Source organism: Streptomyces sp. NPDC001852 (genome assembly GCF_042891825.1).
GTDB lineage: Bacteria > Actinomycetota > Actinomycetes > Streptomycetales > Streptomycetaceae > Streptomyces.
Map to the genome: position 1 here is coordinate 259,071 of NZ_JBIATN010000003.1, position 22,377 is coordinate 281,447.

Here is a 22,377-nt window from a genome sequence, read left to right on the forward strand (position 1 = left end):
CCTCACCCCCTCCCCCGCAAAACCCCCTTCACCACCTTCCCGCTCGCGTTTCTCGGCAGTTCTCCCACGAACTCCACGGCCCTCGGCACCTTGTAGTTCGCCATCTCGCGGCGGGACCAGGCGATCAGGTCGTCGGCGGTGAGGAGGGAGTCGGGTCTGCGGACGACGAACGCCTTGGCCACCTCGCCCAGGCGGGGGTCGGGGACGCCGATCACGGCCGCCTCACGCACATCCGGATGCGTGCCCAGCAGCTGCTCTATCTCCGCCGGGTAGGCGTTGAAGCCGCCGACGATGAACATGTCCTTGAGGCGGTCCGTGATGCGCAGGTTGCCCGCCCCGTCCAGGACGCCCACGTCGCCCGTCCTCAGCCAGCCGTCCGGAGAGATCGCCTCGGCCGTCGCCGCCGGGTCGTCGTAGTAGCCGCGCATGACGTTGAAGCCGCGGACCAGGATCTCGCCCGCCTCACCGGGCCGTACCGGCTCGCCCGTCGCGTCCACCAGCCGTACCTCCGTCCCCGGGATCGGGCGGCCCGACGTCGACGCGATCACCGACGGGGCGTCGCCGCGGCGGCACATCGTGACGATGCCGCTCGCCTCCGAGAGGCCGTACGCCGTGAGGACCGTCTCCACGCCCAGTTCGCCGCGCAGGCGTTCCACCAGCCGCAACGGCACGACCGCCGCCCCCGTCACCACCAGGCGCAGGGCGGAGAGGTCGTGGGCGTCCCGCGTCGGGTGGTCCAGCAGGGACTGGTGGAGGGTGGGTGGGCCGGGGAGGACCGAGATCCGTTCCGCCGCTATGTTCGCCAGGGCCGTCTCCACGTTGAACACCGGCTGCGGGACCATCGTCGCCCCGCGCATCAGACAGGCGATCACGCCGGCCTTGTAGCCGAAGGTGTGGAAGAAGGGGTTGATGATCAGGTAGCGGTCGCCCCTCCGCAGTCCTGCCAGGTCCGCCCAGATCTCGTACGCCCGGAGGGTCTGGGTGTGCGTGATCACCGCGCCCTTCGGGCGGCCCGTCGTTCCCGACGTGTAGATGATGTCCGACAGTGCCGAGCCGTCCAGCTCCCGGGACCGGGTGCGTACCTCGGTCGCCGACACCTCCTCCCCTCCCGCCAGGAAGTCCTTCCAGGTACGGAAGTCCGGTGGCGCGTCCTCCGACAGGACCACCACCTGCTCCAGGGCCGGGAGGCCGGGGAGCGGTCCCGGGCCCGTCGGCACCCCCTCCCCCGCCGCCCGGCGCAGGCTCGCCACGTACGACGCACCCAGGAAGGTGCCCGTCACGAAGAGCAGGCGGGCCCCGCTGCGGCGCAGTACGTCCGCCGCCTCCGTGCCCTTGAAGCGGGTGTTGAGAGGGACGAGGACGGCGCCCGCCGTGACCGCGCCCAGTGCGGCGGTGATCCAGTCCAGGGAGTTGGGGGCCCAGACCGCCACCCGGTCGCCGACCCGCACCCCGCTCGCCAGGCAGGCCGCCGCCGCCCGTTCCACTCGGGCGCCCAGTTCGGCGTACGTGATCCTGGTGCGGCCCTCGACCACCGCCTCCGTGTCCGCGTACCGCTCGGCGGACCATCGGACCAGATCGGGGATGGTGTCCCAGTGGCCCCGGCCTCCGTCGCCCCCGTCGCCCCAGTCGCTCATCACAGGCCCCCTGTGCCGCATAGCTGACTGACCGTCAGATTAGCTGTAATCTGACGGACTGTCAGGATGCCAGGAAGAGGGGGAGGACGGCATGGCAGCAACCGGGCTCAAGGACGCCACCGCCATCGTCGGGATCGGGCAGACCTCGTTCGCCAGGCAGCTTCCGGAGGACGAGAAGACGCTTGCCTGCCGGGCGGTGCTCGCCGCGCTCGACGACGCGGGGATCGCGCCCGGTGAGGTCGACGCGCTCGCCTCCTACACCATGGAGGAAACGGACGAGGTCGAGCTGGCCAAGGCCGTGGGGTTCGGGGATCTGACCTTCTTCAGCAAGGTGGGGTACGGCGGGGGTGGGTCCTGTGCCACCGTCAGCCACCTCGCCGCCGCGATCGCCTCCGGGCAGGCCACCGTCGGCGTCGCCTGGCGGTCGCGGAAGCGGGGCAGCGGGCCCCGGCCCTGGACCAACACCGCCGTCCAGCTCCCCACGCCCGCCCAGTGGACCCGGCCCTTCGGGCTCCTCCGGCCCGCCGACGAGATCGCCATGCTGGCACGGCGGTACATGCACGAGTACGGCGCCACCCGCGACCATCTCTTCAACGTCGCCCTCGCCTGCCGGAACCGGGCCAACCAGAACCCGGCCGCCGTGATGTACGAACGGCCGCTGACCCGCGAGATGTACATGACCTCGCGCTGGATCAGCGAGCCGCTCTGCCTCTTCGACAACTGCCTGGAGACGGACGGGGCCCTCGCCTGTGTCCTCGTGTCCAGCGAGCGCGCCCGGGACTGCGCCCAGCGGCCCGTGTACGTCCACTCCGCCGCCCAGGGGCTGCCCGCCCAGCACCACGGCATGGTCAACTACTGGAACGACGACCCCCTCACCGGCCCCGCCTGGACCGCCGCCCGGCACCTGTGGAAGCACGCCGACCTCACGCCGGAGGATGTCGACGTGGCGCAGATCTACGACGCCTTCAGCGTCCTCATACCGCTCTCGCTGGAGGGCTACGGCTTCTGCGGGAGAGGCGAGGGCGGGGCGTTCACCGAACACGGGGCCCTGGAGATCGGCGGGCGGCTGCCCCTCAACACCGGCGGCGGCGGGCTCAGCGAGGCCTATGTGCACGGCTTCAACCTCATCAACGAAGGGGTGAAGCAGTTGCGCGGGACCAGTACCGCCCAGGTGCCCGGTGCCGCCACCTGCCTGGTCACGGCCGGCGAGGGCGTGCCCACCTCCGCTCTCCTCCTCAGGAGCTGACCGAAGGAGCCGATCATGCTGACCCCCGTCACCGACACCGACGGCGCGCCCTTCTGGGAGTACGCGGCCCGCGGTGAACTGCGCGTCCAGGCCTGCGGCGACTGTCACGAACTCCGCTTCCCGCCCCGCCCCTGCTGCCCGCACTGCCAGTCCTTCTCGAGCGAGTGGCGGCTCACCGGCGGGCGCGGGCGCGTGTGGTCGTACGTCGTGCCGCATCCGCCGCTGCTGCCCGCGTACGCGGAACAGGCGCCGTACAACGTCGTCGTGGTGGAGTTGGAGGACGCCCCGCGGATCCGGCTGGTGGGAAACCTGGTCGCCCGCGCCGGCGCACCCCTCAACTCCCTTGATCCACACAGGCTCAGGGTCGGCGCGCGGGTGCAGGTCGTCTTCGGTGACGGCGGGCTGCCGCAGTGGGTGCTCGCGTGAGCGCCGTACGGGTCGACACCGACAAGGACGACGGGGTCGCCGTCGTCACCCTCGACCGGCCGCACCGGCTCAACGCCATCGACCTGGACATGGCTCACGAACTGGCCGCCGTCTGGAGGGCGTTGCGGTTCGACGACGCCGTGCGGGCCGTCGTGCTCACCGGGGGCGGGGAGCGGGCGTTCTGCACCGGGATCGACCGGGATGTGGATGTGCCGCAGCCCTCGTCGCCGTACATGCAGGACGATCCGCTGCTGACCGTCGGGCCGAAGGCCAACGACCTGTGGAAGCCGGTGGTCGCGGCCGTGCGCGGGATGGCCTGCGGAGGTGCCTTCTACCTGCTGGGCGAGTGCGAGTTCGTCCTCGCCGACCCGACGGCCGTCTTCTTCGATCCGCACACCACGTACGGCATGGTCAGCGCCTACGAGTCGATGCTGATGGCCGCGCGGATGCCGTACGGGGAGGTGGCCCGGATGGCGCTCATGGGGAACGCCGAACGGATCTCCGCCCGGCGGGCCCATGAGATCGGGCTCGTGTCGGAAGTCACGCAGGAGGGTGCGGTGTTGGCGGCCGCCGTGCGCTGTGCCGCCGTCGTCGCCGGGTATCCGCCGACAGCCGTCCAGGGCACGGTACGGGCGTTGTGGGCGGCCAGGCAGGCGGCCCTGGCCCACGCGTTCACGCAGGCCCCGCCGCTCATCGCCCTGGGCAACCTGCCGGCCGGACGGCAGGCGGAGCTGTTCGGGAACCGGGACCGCAGCGGGCCGCGGACACGGTGAGTGACCGTATGGCGGGGAACGCGCACCCGGGGTAGCGTCAGCCCTGGGACGGCCGCCGTCTGGAGCCCTTCCGTGACACACCGGTACGACGGCCGTCGCACAACTCCGGCGCGGAGCTCACGCCGTGCGGGCCGTGCCCGTGCCCTTCTCCGCGTCCAGCGCGTACACGCACCGGTCCTTGCTGCACGCGTACACCACACCGTCCTTGACCACCGGGGAGCCGGTGATCTCGCCGCCGGTCGCCAGCTTCCAGCGCAGGCGGCCGTCGTCCGCCTTCAGCGTGTACAACAAGTGGTCCGTGGAGCCGAAGTGGATGCGGCCCTCGGCCACCGCCGGGGCGCCCACCACGTCGCCGCCCGCCTGGAAGCGCCACTTGGGCGTGCCGGTGACCGCGTCCAGGGTGTACAGGCCCTTGCCGCTGCCCACGTGGACGTGGCCGGCGGCGACCAGCACCGGTTCGACGGAGGAGCGCGCCTCCGTGGCGATGCGCCAGCGGTCGCGGCCGTCGGTGGCGTCGAGGGCGTAGACCGTGCCCAGGTAGTCCGCCAGGTAGACGCCGCCGCCCGTCACCGCCGGGCCCGGCGCGAAGGCGGGCGGCCCGAGGAAGACGGCGGGGGCCTCGAAGTGCCAGCGGACCATGCCGCTCGCCGCCTCGATGGCGAGGACGCGGGTGCCGGCGGCGACGTACACATAGCCGTCGGGGGCGGGGGTCAGGCGGACCGGCACGCCGCCGCAGGAGGCCGCGTCGCCGACCGGGTACGACCAGCGCTCCTCGCCGGTGCGGGCCTCCAGGGCGCGCAGCCGGGCGTCCTGCCAGACGTAGACCGTGCCGTCGTGGACGAGGGGGCCCGCTTCCGGGGACTCGAAGTCGGTCTGGCAGCCGGCGATCTCCCACAGCTTCTGCCCGTGCGCGGCCTCCCAGGCCTGCACGCCGCCGCCGCGGGTGCCGGTGACGACCGTGCCGTGGTCGGCCTTCAGGGAGTACACCCAGGCGTCCGTGGACAGCCGCCACAGGTCGGTGCCCTCGCGGGCGTCCAGGGCGAACAGGGTCGGTCCGTCGGAGGCGTGGACACGGCCGTCGGCCACCGCCATCGACCAGGCGACGTCCCGGGTCTTGAAGCGGCGCCGGCCGGTGGCGACGTCCAGGGCGTGCACCTCGAAGGAGGTGACGTAGACCAGGTCGCCGTCGACCGCGGGGGTGCCCCAGACCTCGTTGGACATGCGGAACCGCCAGGGCCGCCAGCCGCTCGCCGTCTCCGGGGGCTGGGGCGGTGCGGGCGGGACGTTCGGGTCGGGGCCGGTGACGCCGGGGCGCGGGCGGGACCAGCTGGCGACCAGGCCGGCCTCCGGCGGCGGCGCCTTGACGGCGGCGGCACGGGCGTCGGCGACGCGCGGGCCGGGCCCGATGGGCACCTGGGCGCCGGCCAGCCGTACCGGGCCGGTGTCGGGCGCGGCGGAGGGGGCGCCGACGGGGACGGGGGCCGGGGGGTCGTACGGCGGCGGCGGGGGTACGGCCGACCGGCCGCCGCTCCTCGGGCCGCCGGCCGGGGCCGGGGAGGGCTTGGCGGCGGGGCGGCCGCCGCGGCGGGCCTCGATGAGGGCGACCGCCTTCTCGGGCAGCCAGGCGGAGGCGGTGCCGCTGTCGTCGGAGCCGGAGCCGAAGAGATGGGGCGCCAGCTGGGCCTGGAGGTCGGCCGGGGTGGGCCGGGCGGAGGCCTCCATCTGCATGCAGACCTCGATGAGCGGGCGCAGCTCGTCGGGCAGGCCGGTGAGGTCCGGGCCCTCGCGGAGCAGCATGAAGACGGTCTCGACCGGGTTGGCGCCGTGGAAGGGCGGGTGGCCGGTGGCGGCGAAGACCAGCATGGAGCCGAGCGAGAAGACGTCGCTGGCGCCGGTGACGCTGCGGGAGTCCTTGGCCTGCTCGGGGGACATGTAGGCGGGGGTGCCGACGGCGACGTTCGTCATGGTCAGCCGGGTGTTGGAGACACCCGAGGCGATACCGAAGTCGATCACCCGGGGGCCGTCCTCGACCACGAGCACGTTGGACGGCTTCAGGTCGCGGTGGACCAGCCCCGCGCCGTGGATGGACTGCAGCGCTTCCGCCACTCCCGCGGCGAGCCAGCGCACGGCCTGGGCCGGGAGCGGCCCGCAGTCGTTCACTATCTCCTCGAGCGAGGGCGCCGGGACGTAGGCGGTCGCGAGCCAGGGCACGGCGGCGCGCGGGTCGGCGTCGACGACGGCCGCCGTGTAGAAGCCGGAGACCGCGCGGGCCGCCTCCACCTCACGGGTGAAGCGGACCCGGAAGAGCTGGTCCTCGGCCAGCTCGGTGCGCACCGTCTTGATCGCCACGCGCCGGCCGGACGCCGAGCGCGCGAGATAGACCAGCCCCATGCCGCCGGCGCCCAGCCGGCCCAGCACCTCGAACGGCCCGATCCGCCGCGGATCGTGCTGCGTCAGCTGATCCACCACTTGCCTGCCACCTCCCCGTACGAGCCGCGTCACCCACATATGTACGCGACCGAAGTGCAGCGTCTCACCACCGCACCGCCGTGGCGGCACGCACCCCAGATTCTTCCTGGCCGGGCGGCTGGTTGCGAACCCGGTGATATTCGGGGTGTCTCGGTACCAATCATGGCAAAGCGGACGGATCAGCGCTGCAACAGTGCGAACGACGCCCCCTGATTGTCGGTGACGACGGCCACTCGTCCGTACGACGTCTCGAAGGGTGGCGCCTGCACCCGGCCGCCGAGTCGCTGTACGGCCCCGAGGGCGTCGTCCAGGCCGGTGACACGGAAGTGGATGAGGAAGTGCGGGGGATACTCGGCCGGAAAGACGTCGGTGACGTCGGCCCGGCCGAAGTCGGGCCGGGCACCCGCACCGAACAGGGCGTCGTGGAAGAGGCCGCCGTAGAAGGCGTTGGCGGCGGCGATGTCCCGGGTGTACAGCTGGGCCCAGACGAAGGTGCCGGGCTGGTGCCGCCGGCCGAAGCCCCGGAGCCTGCCCGGCTGCCACAGCCCGAACACCGCGCCCTCGGGGTCGGCGGCGAGGGCGGCGACCCCGAGGTCGCCCACCGGGAACGGGGCCATGACCAGCTGGCCGCCGGCCGCGGTGATCCGCCGGCCGAGGGCCACGGCGTCGGGGGTGGCGAAGGACACGGTCCAGACGGTGGGCATACGGCCGTCGATCTTGGGCGCCAGCGAGGCGACGGGCTCCCCCGCCAGCCGCGCCCACACGGAGGAGCCGTACGCACCCTCGAAGGTCCACCCGAAGAGCTCACCGTAGAACCGTTTGCCCGCCTCGACGTCGGCGAGCTGGGCGTCCACCCAGCAGGGCACACCCTCCCCGTAGCCCTCTTCAGCCTCCACCACCTCTGCATCTATCACCTCTTCCGCCTCTTCCGCCCCTTCGTGCCCGGATGCCCTGTTTTCGGCCATGCCGTCAAAGTAACCGCGCCGCACGCACCGCGCAGACCAGGCACACCACCCTCAGAGCACCCGTGCACCCCATTTGCAGTCGGCCGAATCGCGCTCCGATCACCCCTCGGTAAGCTGACGGCATGACAGGACAAGTGCGTACCGTCGACGGCCGCGTGGCCGGCCGGCGTGGGCAGGCGACCCGGCAGAAGCTGCTCGACTGCCTCAGCGAGATGCTCAGCTCCTCCCCCTACCGGGACGTCAAGGTCATCGATGTCGCCCGGAAGGCAGGAACTTCACCCGCGACCTTCTACCAGTACTTCCCCGACGTCGAAGGCGCCGTCCTGGAGATCGCCGAGCAAATGGCGGCTGAGGGCGCCGGATTGACCGAACTGGTCCAGGGTCGCACCTGGGCCGGTAAGTCGGGATGGCAGACGGCACAGGAACTCGTGGACGGGTTCCTGGAGTTCTGGCGCAGGAACGACGCGATCTTGCGGGTCGTCGACCTCGGCGCGGCCGAGGGGGACAAACGGTTCTACAAGATCCGCATGAAGATCCTGAACTCGGTGAACAACTCCCTCGTGGACTCCATCACCGAGCTGCAGTCCAAGGGCAGGGTCGACAAGGACGTGAACCCGGCGGCGGTGGCCGGCTCACTGGTCGCGATGCTCGCGGCGGTGGCGGCGCACCAGAAGGGTTTCCAGTCCTGGGGTGTGAAGCAGGCCGAACTGAAGCCCAACCTGGCGCTGTTGGTGCACCTGGGTGTGACCGGAAAGAAGCCGAGCAAGTAACACACGGGCTCGGCCCCTCACTTTTCCTGTACCCAAGTCCTGTCTGGCGGGCGGTAGTTCACTCTGCGGTGAGCCACTGCCTGCTGTGCTATGCGGGCAGCGGACGGTCCCGTACGACGTGCTTCATCACCAGCGTCGACGTCAGCCGCTGCACTCCCGGCAGGGTCGCCAGCCGCTCGTCGTACAGCCGCTGGAAGGCCGCGAGGTCGGCGGTCGCCACCCGGAGCAGATAGTCGGGCTCGCCGAACAGCCGCTGGGCGTCGAGCACGTGCTCCAGCTCGCCGACCGCCCGCTCGAACTCGGCGACCGTGTCCCGGTCCTCCTGCCGCATCGACACGAAGACCAGCGCCTCGAAGTTCAGCCCGAGCGCCCCCGCGTCCACCACCGCCCGGTAGCCCTGGATGGCACCGGAGCGCTCCAGCTCGCGCAGCCGGCGGTGACAGGGGGAGACGCTGAGGCGCACCCGGGCGGCCAGCTCGGTCACGGTCAGCCGCCCGTCCTGCTGCAGCTCGGCAAGGATTTTCCGGTCCACGTCGTCCATGAGGAAGATCTTCCCCCAGAACGGCCCCCTACGGGCAAACTTCGGGAACACTTTCGGGCCATACACGCCTAATGTCCCCACCATGGACTCGGGACTGCTCTTCTCCTTCCTCGCCGTGGACCTGCTGCTGGTGTGCGTACCGGGCGCCGACTGGGCGTACGTGATCGCGACCGCGCTGCGCCGCGGCTCGGTGCCGCGCGCGGTGGCCGGCCTGGTCTGCGGCTACGCGCTGCACACGGCCCTGGCGACGGCGGGCCTCGCGGTCCTGGTGGCGGGCTCGCCGAAACTGCTGACGGCCCTGACGGTGGCGGGCGCCGGTTACCTGCTGTGGCTCGGCTGGAGCGTGTTGCGCCGACCGGCGGTGCCGGGCGCCACGGAGGAGGTGTCCGCCGACGGGCGCCTCTTCCTCCGCGGCGCCACGATCAGCGGCCTCAATCCCAAGGGTCTGCTGCTCTACCTGTCCGTCCTCCCCCAGTTCCTCACCCTGCGCGGCACCCACCTGCCCGTCCCCGCCCAGACTGCGGCCCTCGGCCTGCTCCACATGGCCTGCTGTGCGGCCGTCTACCTCACGGTCGGTGTCCTCGCCCGGGTCCTGCTCGCCGCGCGTCCGGCGGCGGCCCGTGCGGTGACGCGTACGTCGGGGGCGGCGATGCTGGGGATCGGCGCGGTGCTCCTGGCGGAGCGGCTGGTCACGCTGTAGGTTCGGCCGTCTTTCGGCTGCGGTTTCGTCGTGGTTGCCCGCGCCCACGCGGCGGAGCCGCACATGGATACGGCCCCGCGCCCCTATCGGTGCGCCCTCGTGAGCCGGAACAGACGGATTTGCCTCGTCACCCGGGCCTGATAAGTGGCGTACGGCGGCCAGAACTCCAGGAGTGCCGTCCAGGCCTCCGCCCGCTCCTTCCCCGCGAGCAGCCGGGCGGTGACCGGGATGTCCCTGCCCTTCCAGCTGATCGAAGCCTCCGGGTGGGCCAGCAGATTGTGGCTCCAGGCGGGATGGCCGGGCCGCCCGAAGTTGGAGCCGACCAGCAGCCAGCCCTTGCCGTCACCCTCCGGCATGCAGGCCAGCGGAGTGCGGCGGGGCAGGCCGGTGCGCGCGCCGGTGGAGGTGAGGATCAGACCGGGCAACATCTGAGTGCTGAGCAGGTACCGCCCCCCGGTGAGCCGGTGGACCGCCCGGTCGAGTGCCGGGATCACATGGGGTGCGACCTTCGCGAACCCGCGCGTCGAAGACACCCTCTGCACCATCCGGACGCCGATCACACCGTCACCGCCCCACCCTCGAAGAGACCGGTGGCCTCGGCGGCCCGGTCCCGCAGCCGGTGCACGGGCCCGAAGAGCAGTTCGTCCCCGGCGGCCCGCTTGAAGTACAGCTGGGCATCGTGCTCCCAGGTGAACCCGATCCCGCCGTGCAACTGGATCCCCTCGGCGGCGGCGCACCGCAGCGCCTCCAGCGCCTGCGCGAGCGCGAGCCCGCCGGATCGCTCCGTCCGGGCACCGGCGCCGCAGGCCCACGCGGAGCAGTACGCCGCCGACCGAGCCGCCTGCACCCCCACATACACGTCCGCCAGCCGGTGCTTCACCGCCTGGAAGGACCCCACCGGCCGCCCGAACTGCTCGCGCTGCCCGACGTACTCCACGGTCCGCTCCAGGACCCGCTCCGCCGCCCCGACGGCCTCACACGCGAGCACCGCGGCGACCTGGTCCCCCAGCGCGGCGAGGGCGGGCAGTACGGCCGCCTCCCCCGCACCCTCCTCCCCGAGCAACTCACCGCGCACATCGCGCAGTTGGACGCGCCCCTGGGGTCGGGTGGCGTCGAGCGCGGTCTGCCGGGCCCGTACGACACCGGGCGCGTCCCCCGCCACCAGGAACAGCAGGGTCCGCGACCGCGCGAAGCCCCCGGTGTGCGCGGCGACGAGCAGCAGCCCCGCGCTGTGTCCGTCCAGCACCTGGTCGACCTGCCCGTACAGCCGCCAGTCACCGTCGCTGCGCCGGGCCTGGACACCTCCGGCCCGCCCACCCCCGGCGGAGAAGGCCTCGTTTCCGCAGGTCAGAGCGAGGGCCGCGGTGAGGGTCGGGCCGGGGACGGCGAGGGTGGCGGTGAGGGTGCCGGCGGCCAGGCGGGGCAGCAGCCCGGCGCGCTGGGCCTGGGTGCCGAGGGCGAGGATCAGCGGGGCGGTGAGGACGGAGGTGGCGAGCAGCGGGGAGGGGGCCAGCGCCCGCCCGGTCTCCTCGCAGGCGAGGGCCAGTTCGGTGACCGAGCAGCCGACGCCGCCGTACCGCTCGGGCAGGGCGAGCCCCGGCAGGCCGAGCCGGTCGGCGAGGGCGGACCACAGGAGGGGGTCGTGGCCGGCGGGGCTGTCGACGGCGGACCGCAGCTCCGGTGATCCGCACCGCTTGTGCAGCAGCTCGCGCAGGGTGCGGCGGATCTCGTCCTGCTCGGGGGTCAGGCGCGTGTCCATGCTCTTCCCTCTCTATCTGACGGTCCGTCATATTAGGAGTGCCATAGCGAGATGCACAGGGGGAGGAGCCCTCGTATGAGCCGTGGGAGCCGGAAGGTCGCCGTGGTCGGTGTGGCCCTGTCCGACTGCGGGCGCGTGGACGACGCGACGGCCTACGCCCTGCACGCCCAGGCGGCCCGCCGGGCCCTGGCCGACGCGGGCCTGGACCGCTCGGTGGTCGACGGTTTCGCCTCCGCCGGGCTTGGCACCCTGGCCCCCGTCGAGGTGGCCGAGTATCTGGGCCTGCGCCCCACCTGGGTGGACTCCACCTCGGTCGGCGGCTCGACCTGGGAGGTCATGGCGGCGCACGCGGCCGACGCGATCGCGGCGGGCCACGCGAACGCCGTCCTCCTCGTCTACGGCTCGACAGCACGCGCGGACATCAGGGCGGGACGCAGGACGGGCGACCTGTCCTTCGGCGCCCGCGGCCCGCTGCAGTTCGAGGCCCCCTACGGCCACACCCTGATCGCCAAGTACGCGATGGCCGCCCGCCGCCACATGATCGAACACGGCACGACCGTCGAGCAGTTGGCCGAGGTCGCCGTCCAGGCCCGGGCCAACGCGGCGCTGAACCCGGAGGCGATGTTCCGCGACCCGATCACGGTCGACGACGTCCTGGCCGGCCCGGTGATCGCCGACCCCTTCACCAAGCTGCACTGCTGTCTGCGCTCGGACGGCGGCGCGGCGGTCCTGCTGGCGGCCGAGGAGTACGTGCGGGACTGCCGTACGGCGCCCGTCTGGATCCTCGGCACCGGGGAACACGTCTCGCACGCGGCGATGTCCGAGTGGCCGGACTTCACGGTGTCACCGGCGGCGGTGAGCGGGCGGCTGGCCTTCGGGCGGGCCGGGGTGGGGCCGCGGGAGATGGACTTCGCTCAGATCTACGACGCCTTCACCTACATGACCCTGGTGACCCTGGAGGACCTGGGCTTCTGCGGGAAGGGCGAGGGCGGGGCGTTCGTGACGAAGGGCCGGCTGCTGGTGCGGGGCGGGGAGCTGCCGGTGAACACGGACGGGGGCGGCCTGTCGGCCCAGCACCCCGGCATGCGGGGGCTGTTCCTGCTGGTGGAGGCGGTGCGGCAACTGCGCGGGGAGGCCGGGGAGCGGCAGGTGCGCACGCGGGACGGGCAGCCGCCGAGGCTGGGGGTGGCTTCCGGGACGGGCGGCTGGTTCTGCTCGTCGGGGACGGTGGTGCTGGGCCGGTGAGGGTCCCGGGTCCCTCGTCACTCCTTGTCCCGCAGTGTGCGCCAGATGCGGGTGCGGTGCAGGAGGTAGAAGGAGCCGATCAGGGCGAGGATCTGCAGCCCCACGGCGAGCAGCCAGAACTCGTCCTTGGTCTCCAGCCGGTTCGTCAGGAACGTGAAGTTCATGCCGAAGAAGCCGGTCAGGAACGACAGCGGCAGGAAGATCACCGACACGATGGCCAGCCGGTTGATCACGCCGTTCTGCTCGCCCGCGACGAGCGAGGAGTAACTGGCGAAGGCCCGGCGGGTGGCGTCCTGGAGGGACTCGATGTCGGCCAGGACCAGCCTTCCGGCGTTCTGGAACCCCTGGGCACGCCGTTGCCGGTCCTCGGGGAAGGCGGGGCTCATCATCCGGCGGGTGAGGATCTCGTCGGTCGCCTGGAGGTAGGGCAGCAGGGAATGGTGCAGGAGTGCGGAGCGCCGCCGCAGCTGCGCGAGACGGTAGACGTGCTCGGTGCGCCGGTTCTCGAACATGTCGTCCTCGAGTTCCTCGGTCTGCAGCAGCTCCCGCACGGCCGCCCGGCGGAAGGTGTCCAGAGCCTCCTGGAGCAGGAGGAAGAGCAAGGCCACCGTGTCGTCGGGCCGCTCGTGCCGCAGGGCCACGGCGAGGTCCTTCGCCAGTCCGGCCTGCCCCCGGTGCACGGTGACCAGGAACCGCTCGGTCACCACCACATGGAGGTGGACGATCTCCTCCCCGTGCACCACCGGCACCACGAAAGCGGCCCGGTCCCCCAGGAACTCGGCCCGCGCGGGCTCGTCCTTGCTGCCGAACCAGTCCAGTTCCTCGCCGTCCAGGCCCAGCTGATCGGCGACCGGGGTGGCAGGCGCCGGGGCGTCCTCCGGCAGCTCGACGTCGACGAGCAGGAAGGAGGCGGCGGCCAGCCGCTCGCGCGCCTCCGACACATCCGTACGGGTGACGGCCACCTCCGGCATCGACACCACCGTTACGATCATCGCCCCTCACCGACGTTCCCGAAGCCCGTGACTCCGAGCGTCCCCGGCTTCGGGCGGTCCCGCACGCGGAGGCACTCGTGTGCGTCGCGGGACGGCTGCCGAACGGATGACGGCGCCGGTGGCGATACTCGGCACATGGAAACGGATCTCCACGCGACTCTGAGGTCGCTGCGGGTATGGGACCCGGACGTCACGGACCTGCGCTCCTTCGCCCCGGACACCGCCCCGCCGACCCCGCTGCCCCTGTTCACGAGCTGGCTGGCGGAGGCGGTGGCGGCCGGGCAGCCGGAGCCGCACACGATGTCGCTGGCCACGGTGGACGAGGAGGGCAGGCCGGACGTGCGGATCGTGATGCTGCACGGCGCCGACGCCGACGGCTGGTCCTTCGGCACGCACGCCACGAGCCGCAAGGGCCGGGCCCTGAGCGCGCACCCCTGTGCCGCCCTGGCCTTCTACTGGCCGGTGCTGGGCCGCCAGGTCCGGGTGCGCGGTCCGGTGACCGCGGCGCCGTCCCGGGAGAGCCAGGCCGACCTGCACGCCCGCTCGACGGGGGCGCTGGCCGCGGCGCTCACCGGGCGGCAGAGCGAGGAGCTGTCCTCGCTGGAGGAGCTGCGGCGGGCGTCCCGGGCCGCGTGGGAGCGGGCCCGCGAGAACCCGACCGAGCCGTCTCCCACCTGGACCCTCTACCGGGTTCACCCGGAGACGGTGGAGTTCTTCCAGGGGGACCCGGACCGGCAGCACGTGCGGCTGGAGTACCGCAGCACGGAGTTCGGCTGGAACAGGGTCCTGCTGTGGCCTTAGCCGGGCACCCACCGGCCGGGCGATCCTCGTGAGCCCGGCCCCGGCGATCGCGGCCCCGGCCGGGTTCCGGGTAGCCCGGACGTCACCTCTCGGCGCCCTCGAACGTCCACGTCGCGAAGTCCGCGACCGGGCGGTAGCCGATGCGCTGGTACAGCCCGTTGCTCGTGGGGTTGGCGAGGTCGGTGAAGAGGAGGATCTCCGCAGCTCCGGCCTCGCGGGCGGCCCGGCTCACCGCCGCCGTGGCCGCACCCGCGTATCCGCGCCCGCGCAGGCCGGCCGGGGTGTAGACGGGGGCGATGCGGATCTGGCCGGCGATCTCCGGGGTGGCCCCCGCCATGGAGACCGGGGTGCCGTCGGCCTCCTCCCAGAGGGTTGCGCCGCCCTCGGCGATACGCGCGTCGGCCCACGCGGCGGTGTCCGTGCCGACGCCGTGGCCGGTGTCCGTGTCGAACTCGGCCTTCCAGCGGCCCAGCAACGCGCGGTCCTCGGGCCCCGCGATCCGCGCGCGGCCCTGCGGCCTCGGCTCCGGTACGGTCAACTCGTCCAGCCGGTACAGCCGTTGGCGCCGGCCCGGCGCGACCGGCGTACCGGTGTGCCGCTGCCAGGCCGCCGCGAAGACCTCCGCCGTCTCCCGCGGTCCGGAGATGCCGGGCGCCGGGCGCCCCAGGTCGGCGAGCCGGACGGCCAGGGCGTCGGCCCCCTGCGCGGTGAGCCGGGTGACATGGAGGGGGAACGGCGGCGTGTGGATCAGGGTCGCGCGGACCGTGCCGTCGTCCAGGACGCCGAAGAGCGGTACCTCGGCGCTGTAGAAGTGCAGCCCGCGGCGGCGCAGCGCGTCCCCCACCGTCAGCGGGACCGTGTGCAGGGCGGGCCGGGAGCGCAGGAAGTCGCCGGCGAGGGCGAGGAACTCGTCGAGGTCTTCGGTGAGATGCCAGTCGTCAGGGCGCATACGGCCCATGATCGGCGCCAACGTCCGGGCGGCGCACCGGTTTTCCTCGCCGGCTCAGCCCTCCGGACGGAACACCGGCCTGCCGTCCGTGAACGTCACGCGCAGGGGCAGCCCGGCCCGCAGCTCCGCTTCCGCGCACTCCACCACCTGCGTCATCATCCGCGGGCCCTCCGCCAGATCGACCACCGCGGCCACGTACGGCGCGCGCTCGCGGAAGGGCGGCAGGTCGTTGCGGTGGACGGTGGACCAGGTGTAGAGCACGGCCCGGCCGCTCGCCTGCTCCCAGGTGACGTCCTCGCTCCAGCAGTGCGGGCAGAACTCGCGCGGGTAGTGGTGGGCCCGGCCGCAGGCGCGGCAGCGGCGGATCAGCAGCAGGCCCCGCTCGGCCGCCTCCCAGTAGGGGCGCGTCAAGGCGTCGGGCTCCGGGAGGTCGTGGCGGACCGCGCCCATCAGAACCATCCCAGCCATGCGTCGATCGACCAGCTCTGCCAGGCCATCGCGAAGAACCCGACGAGCGAGATCAGCGCCATCATCGAGTTCTGGCCCTGTTCCGCCCAGTCGTGGATCATCAGGACGAAGTAGGTCGCGTTCAGCAGCAGTGCGCCCAGCAGCGCGACCGGGGTCAGGAAGCCGAGGATCAGGCCGAGACCGAGGGCGAGTTCGGCGTAGGCGACGACGTACGCCATCAGCTTCGGGTGCGGTTTGACCACCGTCTCGAAGCCGGCCCGCACCGGCGCCCAGCGATGCTTCTGCGCGATCTCCGCCGCCCACGCGATGCCGCTGCCCCGCTCGAACCACGCCTTCTTGTCCTTGTGCCGCCAGCTCTCCAGCCACCACAGACCGAGACCGATCCGCAGCACCGCCAGCCACTCCGCACCGCCGAGCCATATCGAGTCCATGACATCTGACGGTACGTCAGATTCGGTGGCTTGCCGAGACCTGCGGAAGCAGGCGGGAGGAGCGGGACCGATCTCCGTACCGCCACAACCAGGTGTCCTACGTCACCGGTCCCACCCACTCCTCCTACACCCGTGATCAATCCGCAACCAATTCCGGTCTTGACCGAGACCCATCAACCGGATGCGTGGTTACGCTCCGGGCATGACCGACTCCCGTTCCGCTTCCGTGCCGCTCTCCGCCACGCCCGCCGACCGCCCGGTCTACGTCATCGGCGCCGGTCCGGGCGGTCTGGCCGCCGCGTACGCGTTGCGGGCACGGGGCATACGGGCCGTGGTGCTGGAGAAGGCCGACCGCGTGGGCGCCTCCTGGCGCGGCCACTACGACCGGCTGCATCTGCACACCACCCGGCGGCTTTCCGCGCTGCCCGGCCTGAAGATCCCCCGGAAGTTCGGGCGCTGGGTGTCCCGCGACAACGTGGTGCGCTATCTGGAGAAGTACGCCGAACACCACGAGCTGGAGATCGTCACCGGTGTGGAGGTCTTCCGTGTCGAGCGGGCCGGGGACGGCACCGGCTGGCTGCTGCACGCCTCCGGCGGGCGCGAGCTGACCGGCAGCGCGGTGGTCGTCGCCACCGGCTACAACCACACCCCGCGCATCCCCGACTGGCCCGGACTCACGGAGTACGGCGGGGAGTTCCTGCACGCGGGCGCCTACCGCAACGCCGAGCCGTACGCCGACCGGGACGTGCTGGTCGTCGGCGTCGGCAACACCGGCGCGGAGATCGCCGTGGACCTGGTGGAGGGCGGGGCGGCGCGGGTGCGGCTGGCGGTGCGCACCGTCCCGCACATCGTGCGCCGTACGACGCTCGGCTGGCCCGCGCAGTACTCCGGCGTGCTGGTACGGCATCTGCCGGTGCGGCTGGTGGACCGGCTCGCCAGATCGGCGGCCCGGCTCGGCGTGCCGGACCTGTCGGCCCACGGGCTGCCGCGCCCGGACACGGGGATGTACAGCAGGGTCCTGCAGGGCGCCGTCCCGGTGCAGGACGTCGGCCTGATCGACGCCGTGCGCAAGGGGAAGGTGGAGATCGTGGCCGCCGTCGAGTCCTTCGAGGACGGGAACCCCGGAAAGGTCGTCCTCGCCGACGGCACCCGGATCGAGCCGGACGCGGTGATCGCGGCGACCGGCTACACGCGGGCACTGGAGGGGCTGGTCGGGCATCTCGGGGTGCTGGACGGGCGCGGGAAGCCGGTCGTGCACGGCGGCCGCACGCCCGCGCAGACACCCGGCCTGTACTTCACCGGCTACACCAACCCGATCAGCGGGATGTTCCGGGAGATGGCGCTCGACGCCGGGAAGATCGCGAAAGCGGCGGCCAGGCACCTCCGCACCCGCCGGTGACTTCGCGAGGTCCGACCGGTTCCTGACACAGCGTCAGTTCAGTAATCTGACAGAGCGTCAGTTTACTTGTGCTGTCTCACAGGAGCGGGCGGACCGATGCTTGGATCAACCCACGGCACCCTCACCACCGACTCCCGCCGGGCCCGGGTCATCGCGTGCGGCGAGCAGCGGCCCGGCCCCGTCGTCCACGACCGGGTCGACGACCTGGACGTCAGCGGGCGGCCGCTGTACGCGGACGTCCCCGACCTGACCCGCTTCTTCCGGCCCGAGTCGGTCGCCGTGATCGGCGCCTCGGACGCGGAGGGACGCCCCAACACCGGGATCACCCGGCAGCTGCTGGCCTGGGCCGAGCGGGTGGGGGCGCGGGTGCATCCGGTGCATCCGTCCCGCCCCTCGGTCTTCGGCATCCCCTGCGCCGCCTCCGTCGCCGAACTGCCCCCCGGGCAGGTCGATCTGGCCGTGCTGCTGGTGGCCGACCCGCTGCCGGTGGTCGAGGAACTGGCCGACGCCAAGGTGAGGTTCGCGGTCGCCTTCGCCTCCGGCTTCGCCGAGACCGGGGAGGCCGGCGCCGAGGCCCAGGAACGGCTCGCGGACGCCGTACGGCGCTCGGGTCTGCGGCTGCTCGGCCCCAACACCAACCTCAACGCCTTCGAGCACTTCCGGGACGACCTGACCGGCCCGGCGATCGCGCTGATCACCCAGTCCGGGCACCAGGGCCGCCCCGTCTTCGCCCTGCAGGAGCTGGGCATCCGGCTCTCCCACTGGGCGCCCACCGGCAACGAGGCCGACCTGGAGACCGCCGACTTCCTCTCCTGGTTCGCCGAGCAGCCCGAGGTCGGCGCCGTCGCCTGTTACGTGGAGGGCCTCAAGGACGGCCGCGCCTTCCTGCTGGCCGCCGACCGCGCCGCCCGCCGCGGGGTGCCGGTGGTCGCGGTGAAGGTGGGCCGCACCGAGACCGGCGCCCGTACGGCGGCCTCGCACACCGGCAAGCTCACGGGCGCCGACGACGTGGTGGACGCGGCGATGCGCCAGTTCGGGGTCGTACGGGTCGACGGTCTCGACGAACTCCAGGACACCGCGGCCCTGTTGGCGCGGGCGCGGGCCCCGCTGGCGGAGGGGGTCGCGGTGTACTCGATCTCCGGTGGCACCGGTGCGCACGCGGCCGACCTCGCCACGGCAGCCGGACTCCACCTGCCCCGGCTGTCGGAGTCGAAGCAGGCCGAGCTGCACCAGTGGATACCGGAGTACCTGAGCGTGGCCAACCCGGTGGACAACGGCGGGCACCCGGTCGGCGACCACCGCGGCCGGAAGATCATCGACGCCCTCCTCGCCGACCCGTCGGTCGGCGCCCTGATCTGCCCGGTCACCGGCCCGTTCCCGCCACTGAGCGACAGGCTCGTGACGGACCTGGTCGCGGCGGCGGAGGAGACGGACAAGCTGGTGTGCGTGGTGTGGGGTTCGCCGGTGGGCACGGAGGCGGCCTACCGCGAGGTCCTGCTCGGCTCCTCCCGCGTGGCCACCTTCCGCACCCTGGGCAACTGCCTCGGGGCCGTCCGCGCCTGGCTGGACCACCACCGCTTCGTGAGCGACTACCGCTCCCCCTTCGACGAGGCCCCGCGCACCCCCTCACCGTCGTACCGCAAGGCGGAGGCGCTGATGCGTCCCGGCCAGCAGCTGAGCGAGCACGCGGCCAAGCAGCTGCTGCGCGCCTACGGCATCCGGGTGCCGCGCGAGCAGCTGGTGACCAGCGCGGCGGCGGCCGTCCGGGCGGCGGCCCAGGTCGGCTACCCGGTGGTGATGAAGGCTTCGGGCGCCCAGATCGCCCACAAGACCGAACTCGGCCTGGTGAAGATCGGTCTGACCTCGGCCAGCCAGGTCAGGGACGCCTACCGCGAGCTGACCGACATCGCCCGCTACGAGGGTGTCCCGCTGGACGGGATCCTGGTGTGCCAGATGGTCGAGCAGGGCGTGGAGATGGTGGTGGGGATGACCCACGACGACCTGTTCGGCCCGACGGTGACGGTGGGCCTCGGCGGGGTCCTGGTCGAGGTCCTGCACGACGCGGCCGTGCGCGTCCCCCCGTTCGGCGAGGACCAGGCCCGCGCCATGCTCTGCGAGCTGCGCGGCCGGGCGCTGCTGGACGGCGTCCGGGGCCGCCCTCCGGCCGACCTCGACGCGCTGGTGGAGGTGATCCTGCGGGTCCAGCGCATGGCGCTCGAACTGGGCCGGTCCGTCTCGGAGTTGGACGTCAACCCGCTCATGGTGCTGCCACGGGGACAGGGCGCGGTGGCGCTGGACGCGCTGGTGGTGTGCCGATGAGCGAACTGGAGACCGAGCGCGGCGGCCAGGTGTCGTACGTGACGTTGAACCGCCCCGATGCCCTCAACGCCCTCACTCCGGCTCTGCGGGACCGGCTGATCGACCTGCTCACGGAGGCCTCGGCCGATCCGGACGTCCGGGCGGTGGTCCTGACCGGCACGGGGCGGGGCTTCTGTGCGGGCGCGGACCTGCGGGGTGGCGTCGGCGGCGACCGGGTCCCGGGCGACGTGGCCCGCGTTCTCCGCCTCGGCGCCCAGCGCCTGATCGCGGCCGTCCTGGACTGCGAGAAGCCGGTGATCGCCGCCGTGAACGGTACGGCGGCGGGCCTCGGCGCGCACCTGGCGTTCGCCTGCGACCTGGTCCTGGCCGCCGAGTCGGCCCGGTTCATCGAGGTGTTCGTACGGCGGGGGCTGGTGCCGGACGCCGGTGGGGCGTACCTGCTGCCCCGCCTGCTGGGCCCGCAGCGGGCGAAGGAGCTGCTGTTCTTCGGCGACGCGGTGCCGGCGCCGGACGCGGAACGCCTGGGCCTGGTCAACAGGGTCGTACCGGATGCCGACCTGCCCAAGGCGGCCCGGGAGTGGGCGAACCGCCTGGCCGCCGCCCCGACCCGCGCCCTGGCCCTGACCAAGCACCTGGTGAACAGCTCCCTGGAGTCGGACCGGGCCACCGCCTTCGCGGCGGAGGCCTGGGCCCAGGAGATCAACATGACGACCGAGGACGCCCGGGAAGGACTGAGGGCGTTCGTGGGGCGCCGGGAGGCGGAGTTCCGGGGGCGGTGAGGACCGGTCCCCGGTGCGGTGAGGGTCAGTCCCCGGTGCGGTCGAGGATGCGCAGGACACCCGCGTCGGGGTCGCCGAAGAGGATGAACAGCCGGGGTGCGTCCCCGGTGCCGCTGACGGACCAGCGGGTGTCCTCGCCACAGGCGGTTCCGAGGTGCAGCAGGACGCCGTCCCGTCCGGTGTCGTCCGTGCGGGGGTCGGGCTCCCACGTGCCGGAACCCGCGCAGATCACGTAGTCCTTGTCCGGGTCCCCCCAGTCGCCCTCGGCGGGTTCGGCGGGGAGCTTGTGGGCCTCGGCCCGCCCGTCGGCGCCGAGGCGCAGCTCGGCGCCGTCGCCGTCCCGCCAGACCCCGACGAACTGGGCGCGGGTCAGCCGGGGCGGCTCGTACTGCGGGATCAGACCGGCCGCGGAGGCCGCGATCCCGCCGCCGAGCGCCAGCGCGAACAGGACGCCCGAGCCGAGCGCGGCCCGCCACCAGGGGCCCCACCGCCGCCAGGCGCGCCGGCGCACATAGGGCACGCCGAGCGTGGGCAGCAGGCCGACGGCGGTGAGCACCGGGACGGTCGTCGTGAGCGGCCAGTGCCGGAGCAGGGCCGCGAGCAGCCCCCAGAAGGCGGCCGGGCCCAGCGGCGCCAGCAGGTGGCGGAGCCGGCCGGGGCCGGGCAGCGCGCGGGCGAGCCACACGGAGGGCAGGGTGAGGACGAACGCCTGCACCACGCCGAGGAACGGCAGGATCAGCGGGGCGAAGAGGAGCATGCAGAGCAGGCCGACCACGGCCGGCGCCCCGCCGAGCCCGACGCCGTAGTCGTCACGGCTGAAGCTCTGGATCCACACCAGCACCGCCACGGCCGGCAGCTGCGCCGCGCCCAGTGCCGCGGCCGCGTTCAGATCACCGGACGCCCGGGACACACCGCTGTCGCCGGGTCTTTCCCGTTTCTTTCCCCACCCCACGGCCGCAGCTTACGGACGGCCCGTAGGGGGTCCGCCGCCGACCTTCCCATCTGATGGGCCGTCAGCTTCAATGGATGGCGTGATGGGACATGCAGGGGCGGCGGCCGCCGCCGTCCGGTATCTGGGGCGCAGGCCCGTGGAGCCGTTGCCGCGGCCGGAGTTGCGGTGTGTGCGGGAGGACGAGCGGGCGCCGGTGGAGCCGGGCGAGTTCCGGCGGGTGCTGGGGAACTTCGCGAGCGGCGTGACGGTGATCACGGCACCACCCGCCGACGGGGAACACACCCCGGCCGGCTTCGCCTGCCAGTCCTTCGCCTCCCTCTCCCTCGAACCGCCCCTGGTCTGCTTCATGGTGGGCCGTACGTCGACCACCTGGCCCCGGATCGCCCGCGCGGGAGTCTTCTGCGTCAACGTGCTCAGCGCCGGCCAGGACGAACTGTGCCGGGCTTTCGCGGTGAGCGGCGCCGACAAGTTCGCCGGCGTGCCCTACGACCCGGCACCCGCCTCCGGCTCCCCACGCCTGGCCGGCGCCGCCGCCTGGATCGACTGCACCGTCCACGCCGTGCACACCGGCGGCGACCACCTGATCGTCGTGGGCCGGGTGGCCGCCCTCGGCACAGCGGAACCGGGCGACCCGCTGCTCTTCCACCGGGGGCGGTTCGCCCGGCTCGGCCGCTGAGGCCCCAGCGGCCGGACCTGCGGGGCGGAGCCTGCGGCGGGTCGGCCCGTGCAGTTCGGGACGGGTACCGCTGCCGGCGCAGT

General features: G+C 72.9%; 22 protein-coding genes. 11 read left to right on the forward strand and 11 right to left on the reverse strand.

Annotated features, from left to right (window positions below; genetic code table 11):
* Positions 1 to 2 precede the first annotated feature (2 nt).
* Positions 3 to 1,634: a FadD3 family acyl-CoA ligase gene (locus ACFYZB_RS06510; protein ID WP_388755038.1), complete on the reverse strand. Its 1,632-nt coding sequence runs from the start codon at positions 1,632 to 1,634 to the stop codon at positions 3 to 5.
* Positions 1,635 to 1,725: 91 nt separating this feature from the next.
* Between ACFYZB_RS06510 and ACFYZB_RS06515 the strand changes: the two genes are divergently transcribed.
* From ACFYZB_RS06515 to ACFYZB_RS06525, 3 genes are read left to right on the forward strand one after another with little or no spacing between them, the layout of a single operon-like run.
* Positions 1,726 to 2,880 (forward strand): lipid-transfer protein, encoded by a 1,155-nt coding sequence (locus ACFYZB_RS06515; protein ID WP_388755041.1) that lies wholly within the window; start codon positions 1,726 to 1,728, stop codon positions 2,878 to 2,880.
* A 15-nt stretch (positions 2,881 to 2,895) separates the two neighbouring features.
* Entirely contained in the window at positions 2,896 to 3,306 is a 411-nt protein-coding gene (locus ACFYZB_RS06520; protein ID WP_351206270.1) for an OB-fold domain-containing protein, read from the forward strand.
* Positions 3,303 to 4,079 (forward strand): enoyl-CoA hydratase/isomerase family protein, encoded by a 777-nt coding sequence (locus tag ACFYZB_RS06525; RefSeq protein ID WP_388755044.1) that lies wholly within the window; start codon positions 3,303 to 3,305, stop codon positions 4,077 to 4,079. The genes ACFYZB_RS06520 and ACFYZB_RS06525 overlap by 4 nt, the downstream gene beginning before the upstream one ends.
* 117 nt (positions 4,080 to 4,196) lie before the next feature.
* On the opposite strand, the gene ACFYZB_RS06530 is transcribed toward ACFYZB_RS06525, so the two are convergent.
* Both ACFYZB_RS06530 and ACFYZB_RS06535 read right to left on the reverse strand, forming a co-directional pair.
* The gene (locus ACFYZB_RS06530) at positions 4,197 to 6,548 is read right to left on the reverse strand and encodes a PQQ-binding-like beta-propeller repeat protein (protein WP_388755047.1); all 2,352 of its coding nucleotides are present in this window, start codon (positions 6,546 to 6,548) and stop codon (positions 4,197 to 4,199) included.
* A 179-nt stretch (positions 6,549 to 6,727) separates the two neighbouring features.
* Positions 6,728 to 7,513 carry a VOC family protein gene (locus ACFYZB_RS06535; protein ID WP_388755050.1) on the reverse strand — a complete coding sequence of 262 codons (786 nt, stop codon included), beginning with the start codon at positions 7,511 to 7,513 and terminating at the stop codon, positions 6,728 to 6,730.
* Positions 7,514 to 7,647: 134 nt separating this feature from the next.
* On the opposite strand from ACFYZB_RS06535, the gene ACFYZB_RS06540 reads away from it, so the two are divergent.
* Complete coding sequence (locus ACFYZB_RS06540) at positions 7,648 to 8,283, forward strand: TetR family transcriptional regulator (protein WP_388755651.1); 636 nt, start codon at positions 7,648 to 7,650, stop codon at positions 8,281 to 8,283.
* Positions 8,284 to 8,371: 88 nt separating this feature from the next.
* On the opposite strand, the gene ACFYZB_RS06545 is transcribed toward ACFYZB_RS06540, so the two are convergent.
* Entirely contained in the window at positions 8,372 to 8,824 is a 453-nt protein-coding gene (locus ACFYZB_RS06545) for an Lrp/AsnC family transcriptional regulator (protein ID WP_351206276.1), read from the reverse strand.
* Positions 8,825 to 8,906: 82 nt separating this feature from the next.
* Between ACFYZB_RS06545 and ACFYZB_RS06550 the strand changes: the two genes are divergently transcribed.
* The gene (locus ACFYZB_RS06550; RefSeq protein ID WP_388755053.1) at positions 8,907 to 9,524 is read left to right on the forward strand and encodes a LysE family translocator; all 618 of its coding nucleotides are present in this window, start codon (positions 8,907 to 8,909) and stop codon (positions 9,522 to 9,524) included.
* 83 nt (positions 9,525 to 9,607) lie between these two features.
* Here ACFYZB_RS06550 and ACFYZB_RS06555 read toward each other — a convergent pair whose 3' ends face one another.
* On the reverse strand, positions 9,608 to 10,084 hold the full coding sequence (locus ACFYZB_RS06555) for a nitroreductase family deazaflavin-dependent oxidoreductase (protein ID WP_388755055.1): 477 nt from the start codon (positions 10,082 to 10,084) through the stop codon (positions 9,608 to 9,610).
* The gene (locus ACFYZB_RS06560; RefSeq protein ID WP_388755058.1) at positions 10,081 to 11,283 is read right to left on the reverse strand and encodes an acyl-CoA dehydrogenase family protein; all 1,203 of its coding nucleotides are present in this window, start codon (positions 11,281 to 11,283) and stop codon (positions 10,081 to 10,083) included. The genes ACFYZB_RS06555 and ACFYZB_RS06560 overlap by 4 nt, the downstream gene beginning before the upstream one ends.
* Before the next feature lie 75 nt (positions 11,284 to 11,358).
* Between ACFYZB_RS06560 and ACFYZB_RS06565 the strand changes: the two genes are divergently transcribed.
* Positions 11,359 to 12,528 carry an acetyl-CoA acetyltransferase gene (locus tag ACFYZB_RS06565; protein ID WP_351206285.1) on the forward strand — a complete coding sequence of 390 codons (1,170 nt, stop codon included), beginning with the start codon at positions 11,359 to 11,361 and terminating at the stop codon, positions 12,526 to 12,528.
* A gap of 17 nt (positions 12,529 to 12,545) precedes the next feature.
* Here the strand turns inward: ACFYZB_RS06565 and ACFYZB_RS06570 are convergent, their stop codons facing one another.
* A complete protein-coding gene (locus ACFYZB_RS06570) occupies positions 12,546 to 13,520 on the reverse strand; it encodes a CorA family divalent cation transporter (RefSeq protein WP_388755061.1) in 975 nt (324 codons plus the stop codon).
* Between the two features lie 135 nt (positions 13,521 to 13,655).
* Here ACFYZB_RS06570 and ACFYZB_RS06575 point away from each other — a divergent pair, with 135 nt between their 5' ends.
* Positions 13,656 to 14,321 (forward strand): pyridoxal 5'-phosphate synthase, encoded by a 666-nt coding sequence (locus tag ACFYZB_RS06575; protein WP_388755064.1) that lies wholly within the window; start codon positions 13,656 to 13,658, stop codon positions 14,319 to 14,321.
* An 82-nt stretch (positions 14,322 to 14,403) separates the two neighbouring features.
* Here the strand turns inward: ACFYZB_RS06575 and ACFYZB_RS06580 are convergent, their stop codons facing one another.
* From ACFYZB_RS06580 to ACFYZB_RS06590, 3 genes are read right to left on the reverse strand one after another with little or no spacing between them, the layout of a single operon-like run.
* Positions 14,404 to 15,270: a GNAT family N-acetyltransferase gene (locus ACFYZB_RS06580; RefSeq protein ID WP_388755067.1), complete on the reverse strand. Its 867-nt coding sequence runs from the start codon at positions 15,268 to 15,270 to the stop codon at positions 14,404 to 14,406.
* A 54-nt stretch (positions 15,271 to 15,324) separates the two neighbouring features.
* The gene (locus ACFYZB_RS06585; protein WP_388755653.1) at positions 15,325 to 15,720 is read right to left on the reverse strand and encodes a Zn-ribbon domain-containing OB-fold protein; all 396 of its coding nucleotides are present in this window, start codon (positions 15,718 to 15,720) and stop codon (positions 15,325 to 15,327) included.
* On the reverse strand, positions 15,720 to 16,169 hold the full coding sequence (locus ACFYZB_RS06590; RefSeq protein ID WP_388755070.1) for a DoxX family membrane protein: 450 nt from the start codon (positions 16,167 to 16,169) through the stop codon (positions 15,720 to 15,722). The genes ACFYZB_RS06585 and ACFYZB_RS06590 overlap by 1 nt, the downstream gene beginning before the upstream one ends.
* Positions 16,170 to 16,371: 202 nt before the next feature.
* On the opposite strand from ACFYZB_RS06590, the gene ACFYZB_RS06595 reads away from it, so the two are divergent.
* The 3 genes from ACFYZB_RS06595 to ACFYZB_RS06605 all read left to right on the forward strand — a co-directional run bounded on the left by ACFYZB_RS06595 (position 16,372) and on the right by ACFYZB_RS06605 (position 20,666).
* Positions 16,372 to 17,568: a flavin-containing monooxygenase gene (locus tag ACFYZB_RS06595; RefSeq protein ID WP_388755073.1), complete on the forward strand. Its 1,197-nt coding sequence runs from the start codon at positions 16,372 to 16,374 to the stop codon at positions 17,566 to 17,568.
* Positions 17,569 to 17,664: 96 nt separating this feature from the next.
* A complete protein-coding gene (locus ACFYZB_RS06600) occupies positions 17,665 to 19,887 on the forward strand; it encodes an acetate--CoA ligase family protein (protein ID WP_388755076.1) in 2,223 nt (740 codons plus the stop codon).
* Positions 19,884 to 20,666, forward strand: a complete 783-nt coding sequence (locus ACFYZB_RS06605) for an enoyl-CoA hydratase/isomerase family protein (RefSeq protein ID WP_388755079.1) — start codon at positions 19,884 to 19,886, stop codon at positions 20,664 to 20,666. Before ACFYZB_RS06600 ends, ACFYZB_RS06605 begins: the two co-directional genes overlap by 4 nt.
* Before the next feature lie 25 nt (positions 20,667 to 20,691).
* Here ACFYZB_RS06605 and ACFYZB_RS06610 read toward each other — a convergent pair whose 3' ends face one another.
* A complete protein-coding gene (locus tag ACFYZB_RS06610; protein WP_388755081.1) occupies positions 20,692 to 21,618 on the reverse strand; it encodes a hypothetical protein in 927 nt (308 codons plus the stop codon).
* Between the two features lie 82 nt (positions 21,619 to 21,700).
* On the opposite strand from ACFYZB_RS06610, the gene ACFYZB_RS06615 reads away from it, so the two are divergent.
* Positions 21,701 to 22,294 carry a flavin reductase family protein gene (locus tag ACFYZB_RS06615; protein WP_388755084.1) on the forward strand — a complete coding sequence of 198 codons (594 nt, stop codon included), beginning with the start codon at positions 21,701 to 21,703 and terminating at the stop codon, positions 22,292 to 22,294.
* The last annotated feature ends 83 nt before the right edge of the window (positions 22,295 to 22,377 follow it).